The sequence below is a fragment of the Clostridium sp. AF27-2AA genome (assembly GCF_003478505.1).
In the GTDB taxonomy this organism is placed as follows: Bacteria; Bacillota; Clostridia; order Lachnospirales; family Lachnospiraceae; genus Brotaphodocola.
Genome location: NZ_QUFI01000011.1, coordinates 76,444 through 90,617, shown reverse-complemented (window position 1 = coordinate 90,617; position 14,174 = coordinate 76,444). Strand labels below are relative to the sequence as shown.

The following is a 14,174-nucleotide window of genomic DNA, read 5'->3' as shown; positions in this document are numbered from 1 at the left end:
GAATTATGTATTTTACCTATGAAAATCTCTGTGTTAAGATAAGGCCATAACAAAGAACGAAATCAACATGGAGGGAAAATCATGGAGAAGAATGTAGAGAATGTAAAGGCTGCACAGGAAAAGTTCGGCGAGCTGATCCAGTCCGAGTTTGAGCGCATCGAGCGCATGAAGGCAGACAACGAAGTAACCGATTTTGACAAGCTGGAGAAGATCGTCATCGGCGTGCTTCCAGGCGACGGCATTGGCCCGATCATCATGAAACAGGCACTGCGTGTTCTGAATGATCTGCTGGCACCGGAAATCGCAGGAGGACGCATCGAGATCCGTGAGATTGAGGGCATGACCATTGAGAATCGTGCCGCAAAGCTGCAGAGCCTTCCGGACGAGGTATTTGAAGAGATCAAGAAATGCAATGTCCTCATCAAGGGGCCGATGGTTACCCCGCGTGCCGGCGAGCCGTGGCCGAACCTGGTATCCGCAAACAGCTTGCTGCGCCGTGGACTTGAACTGTTCGCAGCAGTCCGCCCGATCAAGATTCCGGACAAGAACATTGACTGGACTTTCTTCCGTGAGAACATCGAGGGTGAGTACATCTGGGGCAACAAGGGAATTCAGGTAAATGATGACCTGGCGGTCGACTTCAAGGTACAGACCAAGCAGGGAAGCGAGCGCATTGCAAGAGCGGCTTTCGAGTTCGCAAGAAAGAACGGCAAAAAGAATGTGACTATCGTAACCAAGGCAAATATTGTGAAGCTGGCTGACGGTAACTTTATCAAGGCTGTCCGCAAGGTTGGTGAGGAATATCCGGAAATCGAGATCCAGGAGCGTCTGGTTGATGCAATGTGTGCAAAGATGCTGGATCCGGAGTTCAACAAGGGCATCGAGGTTGTGGTTCTGCCGAACCTGTATGGCGATATCGTAACCGATGTAGCTGCAGAGCATCAGGGAGGTCTGGGAACCGCTTCTTCCTCCAACCTGGGCAACAAGTATGCGATGTTTGAGGCAATCCATGGAACTGCTCCGTTCCTGATTAACCATGGCAGAGGCGATTACGCAGATCCGTGTTCCCTGATCCGTGCAGCTGGCATGCTGATGGCTCACATCGGTTATGCTGACCGCAAGGCAGTCCTGGACAAGGCTCTGGATATCTGCACCATTACCGAGCGTAAGAAGGTGGTTACCACCGATGTGGATGGCGCAAGCGCAGCAGAGTTTACCGATTACCTGTTAGAGACCATCGATAAGATCAAATAATTCGAGTCTTCGTGTTCATATCCCTTCTTAAGAAAGCCTGCCGATTTTTTCGGCAGGTTTTCTGCGTTATTTTTCGTTCCTTTTTTCTACGGCCTGTGTTATAGTATTAGATAAGAAACAAATTTACATGAAATTGGAAGTGGATGGAATGAATGAAGCACGAAATGCAACCTCTGTGATCTGTTCGGCTTATGACAGCTTTTTTGAGGCAGAGAAGAAGATTGCAGATTTTCTGATCGAGCATAAGGCAGAGGCAGCCGGAATGACGGTGGGAGAGCTGGCCAGGGCCAGCCAGACCAGCGACGCTACGGTGTCCCGGTTCTGCCGCCGCTGTGGGTTTAAGGGATTCCAGGATCTAAAACTGGCTCTGACCCGGGAACTTCTGGAGGAGGCACACCGGGAACAGGAGGTCACCAATGAGATTGACCGTCATGATCTGGACCAGTCGTTAAAGAACATTCTGGCGAATAAGGTGGCGGAACTGACCGAAACAGTCCGGATGATGGACACAGACAATCTGGAAGCAATTTTACAAAAGCTGGAGCATGCACGGCTTGTACAGCTGGCAGCGGTGGGTAACACGCTCCCGGTGGCGCTGGACGGAGCGTTCAAATTCAGTCAGCTTGGAATTACGGCAGTGGCAGAAACAATCTGGGAAGCACAGACGGCTTATGCGTTTAATCTGGGGCCGGAGGATGTGGTGCTTATCATTTCCAACTCTGGTACCTCCAACCGTCTGCAGATTCTTGCGCAAGGCGCGAAAGAAAATGGTGCTGCGGTCATTCTGATCACCAACAACCCGGAGTCTCCGCTGGCACAGATGGCAGACTACCGCATCATCACGGCCACCCGGGAAAAGCTCTTTACCGAGGAGTTCTGGTTTTCCCGTGTTGCGGCTACGGCAGTCATGGAAATTCTGTATCTTCTCCTGATGGCAGGCATGCCGACGGCAGCCGGTCATGTGCGCCGGCATGAAAAAGCAATTTCTGCGGATAAACAGATGGAAAAACGGAAAGAATAGCATAGATATATTACACAAAAGAAAGATGGTATTCCTGTATATGGAGACCATCTTTTTGTGTTAAATGCTGAAAATTGGCGTGAAAATGAGTTTCACGAAAAACACTATTGACGAAAATTAAAAATCATATTATGATTGATTCAACGATAAGAAATATATTTTCTTAAAACTAAGGAGAGATGACATATGATTTACACGGTAACCTTTAATCCGGCTCTGGACTATGTGATCGCTGTGGATCATTTTGCACCGGGCCAGATCAACCGGACAAAGGAAGAAACCATGGTCTGCGGAGGGAAGGGCATTAATGTTTCAGCGCTGCTTGCAAACCTGGGCTATGAGAGTACAGCTCTTGGGTTTGTAGCCGGATTTACCGGAGAGGAGATTGTGAGGCGATGTCAGAAAGCCGGTTTTCATTCTGACTTTATCCGCGTAAAGGAAGGTCTGTCACGCATCAATGTGAAGATGAAATCAGATGAGGAGACCGAGATCAACGGCATGGGGCCGGACATCACCGGAACGAATGTGGAGCTTTTGTTCGAACAGCTGAACGAGCTGAAAGCCGGAGATATTCTGGTGCTTTCCGGAAGCATCCCGTCCAGTATCCGCAGCAGCATTTACAAGGAGATCATGGAACGTCTTCAGGGCCGCGGCATTCAGATCGTGGTGGATGCGGAGAAAGCGCTTCTGATGGAGGTGCTTCCGCTTCATCCGTTTATGATCAAGCCGAATAACCATGAGCTGGAGGCAATGCTTGGCAGAACACTTTCCACAAAAGAAGAAGTCCTGGAAGGTGCAAAAGAGCTGCAGGCATTAGGCGCCCGCAATGTTCTGGTGTCTATGGCCGGGGACGGGGCAGTGCTCCTGACAGAAGACGGAGCTGTTTACAGAGAGGGTGTCTGCCGCGGAACTGTAGTAAATTCCGTAGGAGCAGGGGATTCCATGGTAGCCGGTTTTCTGGCAGGATACCTGAAAACAGGAGATTATGGTTATGCCTTAAAGTTTGGCACGGCCAGCGGAGGAGCGACTGCCTTTTCGCATGGAATCGGCAGCCGGGAAAAAATCATGGAACTGTTCACGCAGCTGAATAAAAAATAGGGGGAGAAAAAGATGCGAATTACAGAATTGCTGAAGCAGGAAAGTATTGGACTGAATGTATCTGTATCCACAAAAGAAGAAGCGATTGACAAGCTGGTAGATCTCATGGCGGCCGGAGGACGGCTGAAGGACAAGGCCGGATATAAGGAAGGAATCCTTGCAAGAGAAGCACTTGGCAGTACCGGCATTGGCGGCGGCATTGCAATTCCGCATGCCAAGGTGGAGGCAGTAAAGGAGCCTGGACTGGCAGCTATGGTGGTGCCGGCAGGTGTTGATTATGAGGCGTTTGACGGTTCTTTGGCAAATATCCTGTTTATGATCGCGGCACCGGCGGAGGGCGCGGATGTGCATTTGGAAGCACTTTCCAGACTTTCCACACTGCTGATGAATCCGGACTTCATGGAAGGACTGTTAAAGGCGGAATCCAAGGAGGCCTTTTTAAAGGTGATTGATGATGCGGAGACCGCTAAATTTGGTGCAGAGGAAAAGAAAGAAAACGAAGAAAAAAAGAAAGCTGCAGGTTATCGTGTTCTGGCAGTTACCGCCTGTCCGACCGGCATTGCCCACACCTATATGGCTGCAGAGAGCCTGGAAAATATGGCAAAGAAGCTTGGAGTTTCCATTAAGGTGGAGACTGACGGATCCGGTGGTGCCCAGAACGTGCTGACAAAGGCCGAGATCGACTCTGCTGAGGCTATCATCGTGGCCGCGGACAAGAATGTCGGCATGGCGCGTTTCAACGGAAAACCTGTGATCCAGGTCCCGGTCGCAGATGGCATTCATAAGGCAGAGGAGCTGATCAACCGCGCGGTAAGCGGAAGTGTTCCGGTTTACCACCATCAGGAGGATGGCAGCGAAAGCAGCACTTCTGATGAGGGAAAGGACAGCATCGGACGTACGATTTATAAGCACCTGATGAATGGCGTATCTCATATGCTTCCGTTCGTGATCGGCGGCGGAATCCTGATCGCGCTGGCCTTCCTGCTTGATGATTATTCGATTGATCCTTCCAACTTTGGTAAGAATACACCGCTTGCAGCATACTTAAAGACCATCGGTGAGCAGGCCTTCGGTATGATGCTTCCGATTCTTGCAGGCTTCATTGCCATGAGCATCGCAGACCGTCCTGGCCTTGCAGTCGGCCTGGTGTCTGGCCTGATCGCGAAGATGGGATGCACATTCGCAAACCCGGCAGGCGGCGATGTGAACGCCGGATTTTTAGGAGCATTGTTTGCAGGCTTTGCAGGCGGTTATCTGGTGCTCGGTTTAAGAAAGCTGTTCTCGAAGCTGCCGAAATCCTTAGAGGGCATTAAGCCGGTCCTTCTGTATCCGGTTATCGGTATTTTCCTGGCAGCAGTGGTGACCACCTTTATCAACCCATATATGGGCATGATCAATGATGCGCTTACTGCCTTCTTAAACGGAATGGGTAGTACCAGCCGTATTCTGCTCGGAATGCTGCTCGGCGGCATGATGTCCATCGATATGGGCGGTCCGTTCAACAAGGCAGCCTATGTATTTGGAACGGCACAGCTGGCAGAGGGCAACTTTGAGGTGATGGCCTCTGTTATGGCAGGCGGTATGGTTCCTCCGATCGCCATTGCCCTGTGCACCACCTTCTTCAAGAAGAAATTTACCGAGAAAGAACGCCAGTCCGGCATTGTAAACTACGTGATGGGACTTTCCTTCATTACAGAGGGTGCCATTCCGTTCGCAGCTCAGGATCCGCTTCGTGTGATTCCGTCCTGTGCGATCGGAGCAGCAATGGCAGGAGGTCTGTCCATGGCATTCGGATGCACGCTCAGGGCACCGCACGGCGGCATATTTGTCCTGCCGACAATCGGCAATCCGCTTATGTATCTGGCGGCGGTGGCTGTCGGTTCCGCAGTGGGCTGTGTGATCCTGGGATTTTTAAAGAAGGACGCGGCGTCATAGGAGAGCAGGAAGCCTCCTGGTCTGGAAATATAGGGAGTATTTACAGATAAAAAAACAGAACAAAAGAAAGAGAAGAGCCTGGCCCAGGGGAGAAATGGTCAGGCTCTTTTTTGGTGTAAAAACTAAAAATATGATCCTTATAAGACAGATAACGTTTCATTGTCCCACATAAATTGTCAACAATCGACAATTAACTATTTACAATTCCGAAATAAAACGATAAAATAAATCGAATAAATATGAAAAGGAGAAGAATCATGTCAGACAAAAACAAGATTACATGGGGTACGCTTGCTCTTATGGCATTCTCGACTGTATGGGGTTTTGGGAACATCGTAAACGGATTTGTTTATTTCAACGGTGTCCAGGTTATTTTCAGCTGGCTTTTGATGTTTGCACTGTATTTTATTCCGTATGCCCTTATGGTGGGAGAACTTGGATCTGCCTTTAAGAAGACCGGAGGCGGTGTCAGCGGCTGGCTCCATGAGACTACAAATGCAAAGCTTGCCTACTATGCAGGCTGGACCTACTGGGCATGCCACATCACCTACATTGCAAGTAAATCCAGCGGCGGTTTAAAGGCGTTAAGCTGGGCGGTGTTCCGCAATGCCAAGACATACGATACCCTGCCGACGCATATGGTACAGATCGCAACCCTCGTGGTATTCCTCATCGGCTGCTATGTAGCCAGCAGAGGTTTAAATCCGCTTAAGAAAATGCTTACCCTGGCAGGTACCACGACCTTTGTCATGTCCCTGCTCTATATCTTCATGATGCTGGCAGCTCCGGCTATCAACCCGGCTGCGGAGTATACACATGCGGACTTTTCCATGAAAGGACTTATCCCGCAGTTTAATTTAGGATATGTGACATCTATCTCTATCCTAGTATTTGCCGTGGGTGGATGTGAAAAGATCTCACCGTATGTAAACAAGGTTGAGAATCCGAGCAAGGGCTTCCCGAAGGGCATGATCGCCCTGGCCGGAATGGTTGTCATCTGCGCGATCCTCGGCACCCTTGCGATGTCCCGCATGTTTGATCCTGCTGTCATCAATGCCAGCGAGGAAAGCTTCAACAACTATGCAGCAAACGGTTCCTACTGGGCCTTCCAGAAGCTTGGACAGTATTATCATGTCGGGGATACATTCCTGATCATTTACGCACTGTGCAATGTGGTCAGCCAGTTTGCTGTTCTCGTATTAAGCATCGACGCACCGCTCCGTATGCTTCTTGAGAACGAGAATACCCAGCAGTTTATCCCATCCGCACTGAAGAAAACCAATCAGTATGGTGTTCACAGCAATGGTATCAAGATGGTAGTTGTCCTTTCCGGTGCCATTATCCTGGTACAGTCCTTTGTTCCGGGTGCTGCAGCGGTGCTTCGCCAGCTGACCAAGCTAAACTCTGTCTGTATGCCGATGCGTTATCTTTGGGTGTTTGTGGCCTACATTGCCCTGCGGGGAGCGATCGACCGCATTCCAGCGGAGTATCGTTTCGTAAAGAACCAGGCAGTAGCCAAGTTCTTTGGCGGCTGGTGCTTCTTTGTAACTGCGGCCAGCTGTCTCCTTGGTATGTATGATAAGAATCCGTTTACCTTTGCGTTGAATGTCATCACCCCGGTAATCCTGACGGCTCTGGGTCTGATCCTTCCTCAGATCGCAAAGCGTGAGCAGGCAGAAAAATAACATATTGCTTTAGCAGATAAGGTGGAATTTCAGACGTGAAAAACGTATGAATTCCACTTTACTTGTTTAACGCGTTGTGGTACAATGACACAAACAATATGACGGCGTAGACACAAAGGAAAATGCGGAAAGCAAGGAAAATTATGGGCAGACTGGATTATCGGACATTAAGAGAAAACGTGCTGGACGAGATTAGAATGAAGATCCTGCGGGGGGAGCTTGTTCCGGGAGAAAGAATTGTAGAACAGGAGCTGGCTTCGGAATTTGGTGTCAGTCGCGGACCGGTGCGTGAGGCCCTGCGCCAGATGGAAGAGGAAGGTCTTATAGAATATGCCCGCAATGCCGGCTGTTCGGTACGCCAGATCGGACCGGAAGATATCTATGAAATTTACTATATGCGGGCAAATTATGAGATGATGGCGGTGAAGCTGTATGGAAGTCCCTTTCCAGAAGAGACGCTGATGCGGATGCGGCAGATCCTGGAGCAGATGATGCAGCTGGACTGCAGCGCTTATCGGGAAGTGTTTGAGCTGGATAACCGCTTTCATGAACAGATTATGGATCTGGTGCCGTTTCAGCGGCTGAAAAAAGCATGGGAAGATTTGAGCTATGGGAATATCGTGATTGGTTACAATCTGTTTGTAAACCAGAACGATGTAACCGAGAGACAGTATCAGATTCATGAGAAGCTTCTGAAGGTCTGCCAGAACGGAAAACCGGAAGAAATACTTTCGGCGATCCTGGATCATTACCTGTTCGGGCTGGAAAAACTGATCGGCAAAATGAAAGAAAAAGCCGGCCAGGAGACAGCTGCGGATACACTGGAAAGCGCGTGACAGAGACAGATACCGGATTGGATAAAAAAGAAAGACAGACAAAAAAGGAACGTCATTGGGATGTAAGCCCGCTGATGTTCCTTTTTTGCTATTGAAATCTAATATCTGCTGGAGCCGGCAGTTACAACACGGGAACCGCCTTCGGTTCTGATATCATTCCAAACAGTTATTGATAATGATAAAAACAGACCATTTTACTTTATGATATAGATGGATTATAGTAAAGATAACAAAAAAACAAGCACAAAACAGAAAAGGAGTTGTCAGATATGTACATGAAAAAATACCCCTGCGTATATATGCGCGGCGGCACAAGCAAAGCAGTATTCTTCCATGAGAAAGACCTTCCGGAGGACAAAAAGCTCTGGGATGAGATCTTTCTGAAAGTCATGGGTACCCCGGATGTGAAGCAGATTGACGGCATGGGCGGAACCGTTTCTTCCACCAGTAAGATTGCTATCATTTCCCCATCTGACCGGGAGGATGTCGATGTCAATTACACCTTCAAGCAGGTAGACATCGTAATCCCGCGTGTGGATGGCAGCGCAAACTGCGGTAACATTTCTTCTGCAGTCGGTCCGTTCGCCATTGACGAGGGACTGGTAAAAGCCGTAGAGCCGATTACCGTTGTACGTGTGCTGAACACCAACACCAATAAGATCATTGAGGAGCATGTACGGGTGGAAGACGGACATGCTATGGTACACGGCGATGAGGTCATCAAGGGTGTTCCGGGAACCGGATCCCGCATCGACATGTACTTTGAGGATCCGGCAGGCTCCAAGACCGGAAAGCTGTTCCCGACCGGAAACAAGCGTGATATCTTCGATGTACCGGGTTACGGCGAGATTGAAGTAACGGTGTTAGACTGCTCCAACCCGATGGTATTCATCCGTGCGAAAGACTTAGGCATCAAAGGAACCGAGCTGGTAGAGCTGAACCAGAACAAGGATGTCATGGAGCACATCGAGCGTATCCGCTGCATCGCAGCATTAAAATGCGGATTCGTAGAGAAATGGGAGGATGCAAGAACCAAATCCACCTCCGCACCGAAGGTATCCATCATCTCGGATCCGCAGGATTACATTGACATGGATAAGAACGAAGTAAAAGCAGAGTCCATGGATATTTGCTGCCGGGCCATCTCGGTAGGAGCCCTGCACAAGGCTTACCCAATGACCGTTGCGGTTGGAACCGGAGCAGCAGCAAGAATTCCGGGAACCATCGTGAATGACATTGCAAAACCGGCACCGGATCAGGATATCATCAAGATTGGCCACTCCAGCGGCGTGACGGAAGTAGATGTCAAGATGGATGGCGAGCGCGTCATCAAGGGCGGTGTGACCCGTACCGCAAGAAGAATTATGGATGGCTGGGTTTACGTCAGAGACTGAGATTGAGAGGAGAATATTTACATGGTAACTTTACATAAAGGAAAACATTACATTATCAATAATGATCATATCGCAACCGCAGAGGAAGCCGCAAAGCTTTCCGCAGAAGAAGGGAAGAAACAGACCCTGACCTACCAGGTTCTGGAAAAGCATAACCATTCCGACAATATGGAGCATCTGGAAATCAAATTTGATTCCATGGGTGTTTACGATAACACTTATGTCGGCATTTTGCAGACCGCATATGCAAGCGGACTGAAAGAGTTCCCGATGCCGTGCGTATTCACCAACTGCCACAACTGTCTGTGCGCGGTAGGCGGAACCATCAACACCGATGTACATAAATACGCAGAGTCTGCCTGCAAGAAGTCCGGCGGTATCTTCGTTCCGCCGCACGAGGCAGTCATTCACCAGTACATGCGTGAGATGATCGTGAAATCCGGCGACATGTCCATCGTATCCGATTCTCATACCCGCTACGGTACACAGGGCTCCGTATCCATCGGAGAGGGCGGCCCGGAGCTTGCAAAGGCCATGCTTGGCAAATATTATGAGATCGACTACCCGGAGGTCATCGGTGTGTTCATGACCGGCGCTCCGAAGCCGTGGGTTGGACCGATGGATGTAGCTTTAAGCATCATTGGAAAAGTATTTAAGAACAATTTCGTGAAGAACAAAGTCCTGGAGTTTATCGGACCTGGAGTCAGCAGCATGTCCATGGATTTCCGTAACGGTATCGATACCATGACCACCGAGTCTGCATGCCTGTCCTCCGTATGGGCCACCGATGACAAGGTAAAAGAGTATTTTGAGATTCACAAACGCCCGAACGATTTCAAACGTATGCAGCAGGGCGACGCAGCTCTGTATGACGGCATTGTAGAGATCAACCTGGACACCATCGTTCCGATGATCGCACTGCCGTTCCATCCGAGCAACGCTTATCCGCTGGCAGATGTCATTGCCGATCCGGAGAAATATCTGGGTATGGTGGAGAAAGAGGCAGAGCGTGTCTTTGAGAATAACAAGGACATCCACTTAGACCTGCGCTCCAAGATCCATAACGGCAAGATTAAGGTAGACCAGGCTGCCATCGCAGGCTGTGCAGCAGGATCCTTTGAGAACATTTACGCGGTAGACCAGATCGCGAAGAAGTTAAATCATGGCCTTGGAACCTTCCCGTTAAACATTTATCCGGCATCCCAGCCGATCATGTATGAGTTAAACAAGATTGGTGTGCTGAATGACTTAATGAACTATGGTGCCCGTGTGAAGACTGCATTCTGCGGACCGTGCTTCGGTGCTTCCGATGCTCCGGGAAACAACGATTTCTGTATCCGTCACAGCACCAGAAACTTCCCGAACCGCGAAGGCTCCAGTCCGGCAAACGGCCAGATTGCATCGGTAGCGCTGATGGATTCCAAGTCCATCGCGGCAACCGCATTCAACGGCGGCTATTTAACCTCCGCAGAGGACTGCCCGGTCGAGTTTACCGTTCCGTCCTATGAGTTCAACAGCAACATTTACGATAACATTGTTTATAACGGTTATGGCAAGGCAAAGCCGGAGACCGAGATTGTCTATGGTCCGTCCATCAAAGACTGGCCGCAGATGTCTGCCCTGACCGACAACCTGCTCCTTCAGGTGGCAAGTGTGATCCGCGATGAGGTAACCACCACAGATGAGCTGATCCCGTCCGGTGAGACTGCATCCTACCGTTCCAACCCGTACAAGATTTCTGAGTTTACCCTGATCCGGAAGGATCCGGAGTATGTGGGCAAGGCAAAGGCAGTACAGGTGTATGAGAAAGCCCGCGTGGCAGGAGATGCCGCAAAGACTGCAGAAATTTATGAAGTTCTGAAAGCAGCTGGTGTGGACACACCGGTAGAAGAATTGATGAAGACTACCGGAATTGGTTCTGTATTATACGCAAAGCGCCCGGGTGATGGTTCTGCCCGCGAATATGCCGCAAGCTGCCAGAAGGTACTGGGCGGCCTGGCAAACATCTGCATTGAGTACGCAACCAAGCGTTACCGCAGTAACTGTGTCAACTGGGGCATGCTGCCGTTCACTTATCCGGATGACAACATCAACCTGGAGGTTGGCGAGTATGTATATCTGCCTGGCATCCGCAAGGCAGTGGAAGAGGGCGCAACCAGATTCGAGGCAACCATCATCGGAAAAGACGGAAACACTCGCACTATGGAATTGGAGTTAAACGGTGTGAGCGAGGCGGAGAAGAAGGTTCTTCTGGCAGGCAGCCTGATCAATTCTTATAAAGCAGAATAGAAATGGGGCGTGTGTATGTCAGATTTGCGGAAATTAGCAGAATTTATTCATGACATCACATGGGACCAGCTGCCGGAGCGCGTGCGGGAAACTGCAGCGCTCCGCGTGCTTGATCTGGTCAGTGTGGCAGCCGGAGCGGCAAAGGATCCGCTGGTGGAAGCAGCAAAAAAAGCATTGGGAATAGTGAGCGGATGTCAGGCAGAAATACCGGATGCGGATTTGAATCGGCCGGGATTTGTTTCCGTCTGGGGGGATCCCGGAAAATATCCGCTGGCAACAGCCGCCATGATCAATGCCATGCTGGCTCATACCCTGGAACTGGATGATGTCCACACTGCATCCAAGACCCACGGAAGCGCCAGCCTGATTCCGTCCGCCTGGTCCTGTACGGAGTATCTTGGAAAAAGCGGAAAAGACTTCCTCCTGGCAGTGGTTTGCGGCTATGAAACCGTGAACCGGGTGGGTATGGCATTTGGTGTGTCTGCGCATCGGAACCGGGGCTGGCATGCCACGGCAACCTGCGGCGTGTTTGGCTGCGCGGCAGCCTGCGCGAAGCTTCTGGACCTGAGCGTGGATCAGATCGTGTCAGCCCTCGGCATGGCAGGAACCCAGTCCAGCGGTGTATGGGCCTTTCTGGGAGATGGAAGCAGCTGCAAGATCCTGCATCCGGCCAGGGCCGCAGCAGACGGCATTGAGGCTGCTTTTCTGGCCAGAGCCGGAATGACCGGACCGGAGCATATCTTTGAAGCAAAGGACGGGGGGCTGCTAACTGCGATGTCCGACGGCGGAGCAATATCACAACTCAGTCAGGGGCTGGGCGAGGTCTATGAAATTTTAAATATGGATATGAAACCGTATCCATGCTGCAGAAGCGCACACTGCGCGATCGACGGGATTCTGGAGATACGGGAGCAGATGGAAAAACGCATGGGACTGAAAATTCAGAATAAGCCGGAGGCAGAGATTCTGGTACAGCAGATCAGTGAAATCGAGATCGATACCTATTTGGTGGGCTACAAGCAGTGTGCGGTCAGTGATGGCTGCCTGCATCCGAAAACCATTCTGGACGCGAAATTCTCCACGCCTTATTCTGTGGCAGCTGCTTTCCTTTACGGAAGCGTAGGAATGGAGCAGTTCGACCCGGAAGTGGTATTGGATCCAGCCGTTCAGAAGCTTCTGGAGAAGGTGCGTGTGCGTCCGTTGGAGCGCTTTACCGAGCAGTATCCAAAGCATTGGGGCTGTCATGTAAAGGTCATCATGCAGGATGGAACAGCTTACGAAGCGGAAGTGGAAGATCCGTCCGGCAGCGTGGCAAGGCCGCTGTCCCGGAAACAGGCCATGAAGAAGGCAGAGGAGTTCTTGAGTGTGGTGTGTCCGGGAAGAGAGCAGAAAACGATAGAAGAGTTATTAAATCTGGAGAGCAGAGAACAGCTACCAATAATATAAGGAGGAAGACATTATGCAGATTAAGAAAGCTGCCATGGCAGGAACCCTGGAGTCCAGTGACGCCCAGGTAACCGTAGAGCCGGGAAATGGCACCATAGAGCTTTCCATCGAGAGCAGTGTGATTCACCAGTTTGGAAAGCAGATCAAGGCAACCGTCCTGGAGACCTTAGACCGTCTGGATGTGAAAGACGCAAAGGTAACCGTAGTAGACAAGGGTGCTCTGGACTGCACCTTAAAGGCACGTGTTGAGTGCGCAGTATACCGTTCCAACGATATCACTGATAATCTTCCATGGGGAGGTGTATTGAAATCATGAGCCATCCGAACAAAAAAAGACTGAGACGTTCCATGATGTTCTTAAACTGCCAGAAGCCGGGCCTGATCAAGGATCCGTACATCTACAGACCGGATTCCATCATGCTGGATCTGGAGGACGCAGTAGCAGAGAACCAGAAGGATGCAGCAAGATATTCCCTTTACCATGCACTGCAGGAGATCGATTACCGCGGAGTTGAGCGTGTTGTCCGCATCAACGGACTGGACACCCCGCACTGGAAGGAAGATATCCGCGTCTGCGTGGCTGGCGGTGCTGATACCATCCGTATCGCAAAGACCGAGACCGCACAAGATGTACATACCGTAGAGGAGCATGTGCTGGCAGCTGAGAGAGAGTTCAGAAGACCGGAAGGCTCCACTCTGTTAATGGCAGCTCTGGAGTCCTGCAAGGGTGTCTTAAATGCCCTTGAGGTTTGTAAGTCTTCTGACCGTCTGATCGGTATTGCTCTTTCCGGCGGTGACTACACCAAGGATCTGCAGACCGTGATCACCGGAACCGGTGTGGAGCTGCAGGGAGCAAGACAGCAGATGATCATCGCCGCAAGAGCAGCCGGTGTGCAGTGCTGGGATACCGTGTTCACCAACCTGGATGCTATGGATGTGTTCGAGGAAGAGGTCAAGATGATCAAGATGATGGGCTTCGATGGTAAGTCCCTCGTAAACCCGCGTCAGATCGATGTTGTTCATAAGATCTTCACCCCGACCCAGAAGGAGATCATCTTCGCAGAGAAGGTCGTAAAAGAGATCGATGAGAAGAAGGCACTGGGTATCGGCGTATTTACCGTAGACGGCAAGATGATCGATATCGCATTTTACGACGGAGCAAAGAGAACAATTGCCCTGGCAAAAGCATCAGGCGTATATGAGGGGGATTTATAAG

The 14,174-nt window shown here is 50.4% G+C and carries 11 protein-coding genes; all 11 read left to right on the top strand.

What is annotated here, in order from left to right:
- The first annotated feature begins 81 nt into the window (after positions 1-81).
- The 11 genes from DWY84_RS08250 to DWY84_RS08200 all read left to right on the top strand — a co-directional run bounded on the left by DWY84_RS08250 (position 82) and on the right by DWY84_RS08200 (position 14,173).
- On the top strand, positions 82-1,254 hold the full coding sequence (locus tag DWY84_RS08250; protein WP_118532234.1) for an isocitrate/isopropylmalate family dehydrogenase: 1,173 nt from the start codon (positions 82-84) through the stop codon (positions 1,252-1,254).
- Between the two features lie 148 nt (positions 1,255-1,402).
- Positions 1,403-2,275 carry a MurR/RpiR family transcriptional regulator gene (locus DWY84_RS08245; protein ID WP_118532289.1) on the top strand — a complete coding sequence of 291 codons (873 nt, stop codon included), beginning with the start codon at positions 1,403-1,405 and terminating at the stop codon, positions 2,273-2,275.
- A 186-nt stretch (positions 2,276-2,461) separates the two neighbouring features.
- Positions 2,462-3,373 carry a 1-phosphofructokinase gene (pfkB, locus tag DWY84_RS08240; protein ID WP_118532232.1) on the top strand — a complete coding sequence of 304 codons (912 nt, stop codon included), beginning with the start codon at positions 2,462-2,464 and terminating at the stop codon, positions 3,371-3,373.
- 12 nt (positions 3,374-3,385) lie between these two features.
- Positions 3,386-5,308, top strand: a complete 1,923-nt coding sequence (locus DWY84_RS08235; protein ID WP_118532230.1) for a fructose-specific PTS transporter subunit EIIC — start codon at positions 3,386-3,388, stop codon at positions 5,306-5,308.
- 257 nt (positions 5,309-5,565) lie between these two features.
- Positions 5,566-6,993, top strand: a complete 1,428-nt coding sequence (locus DWY84_RS08230) for an amino acid permease (protein ID WP_118532228.1) — start codon at positions 5,566-5,568, stop codon at positions 6,991-6,993.
- A gap of 143 nt (positions 6,994-7,136) precedes the next feature.
- Entirely contained in the window at positions 7,137-7,829 is a 693-nt protein-coding gene (locus tag DWY84_RS08225) for a GntR family transcriptional regulator (protein ID WP_118532226.1), read from the top strand.
- A 269-nt stretch (positions 7,830-8,098) separates the two neighbouring features.
- Positions 8,099-9,223 carry a PrpF domain-containing protein gene (locus DWY84_RS08220; RefSeq protein ID WP_118532224.1) on the top strand — a complete coding sequence of 375 codons (1,125 nt, stop codon included), beginning with the start codon at positions 8,099-8,101 and terminating at the stop codon, positions 9,221-9,223.
- A 21-nt stretch (positions 9,224-9,244) separates the two neighbouring features.
- Entirely contained in the window at positions 9,245-11,512 is a 2,268-nt protein-coding gene (locus DWY84_RS08215; RefSeq protein ID WP_118532222.1) for a hydratase, read from the top strand.
- A gap of 15 nt (positions 11,513-11,527) precedes the next feature.
- Positions 11,528-12,958, top strand: a complete 1,431-nt coding sequence (locus tag DWY84_RS08210) for an MmgE/PrpD family protein (protein ID WP_118532220.1) — start codon at positions 11,528-11,530, stop codon at positions 12,956-12,958.
- 13 nt (positions 12,959-12,971) lie between these two features.
- On the top strand, positions 12,972-13,274 hold the full coding sequence (citD, locus tag DWY84_RS08205; RefSeq protein WP_118532218.1) for a citrate lyase acyl carrier protein: 303 nt from the start codon (positions 12,972-12,974) through the stop codon (positions 13,272-13,274).
- On the top strand, positions 13,271-14,173 hold the full coding sequence (locus tag DWY84_RS08200) for an aldolase/citrate lyase family protein (protein ID WP_118532216.1): 903 nt from the start codon (positions 13,271-13,273) through the stop codon (positions 14,171-14,173). The genes citD and DWY84_RS08200 overlap by 4 nt, the downstream gene beginning before the upstream one ends.
- Position 14,174: the final 1 nt, after the last annotated feature.

Coding starts and splice junctions, on each gene's coding strand:
- DWY84_RS08250 (WP_118532234.1), top strand. CDS start 82: ATGGAGAAGAATGTAGAGAATGTAAAGGCTGCACAGGAAAAGTTCGGC.
- DWY84_RS08245 (WP_118532289.1), top strand. CDS start 1,403: ATGAATGAAGCACGAAATGCAACCTCTGTGATCTGTTCGGCTTATGAC.
- pfkB (WP_118532232.1), top strand. CDS start 2,462: ATGATTTACACGGTAACCTTTAATCCGGCTCTGGACTATGTGATCGCT.
- DWY84_RS08235 (WP_118532230.1), top strand. CDS start 3,386: ATGCGAATTACAGAATTGCTGAAGCAGGAAAGTATTGGACTGAATGTA.
- DWY84_RS08230 (WP_118532228.1), top strand. CDS start 5,566: ATGTCAGACAAAAACAAGATTACATGGGGTACGCTTGCTCTTATGGCA.
- DWY84_RS08225 (WP_118532226.1), top strand. CDS start 7,137: ATGGGCAGACTGGATTATCGGACATTAAGAGAAAACGTGCTGGACGAG.
- DWY84_RS08220 (WP_118532224.1), top strand. CDS start 8,099: ATGTACATGAAAAAATACCCCTGCGTATATATGCGCGGCGGCACAAGC.
- DWY84_RS08215 (WP_118532222.1), top strand. CDS start 9,245: ATGGTAACTTTACATAAAGGAAAACATTACATTATCAATAATGATCAT.
- DWY84_RS08210 (WP_118532220.1), top strand. CDS start 11,528: ATGTCAGATTTGCGGAAATTAGCAGAATTTATTCATGACATCACATGG.
- citD (WP_118532218.1), top strand. CDS start 12,972: ATGCAGATTAAGAAAGCTGCCATGGCAGGAACCCTGGAGTCCAGTGAC.
- DWY84_RS08200 (WP_118532216.1), top strand. CDS start 13,271: ATGAGCCATCCGAACAAAAAAAGACTGAGACGTTCCATGATGTTCTTA.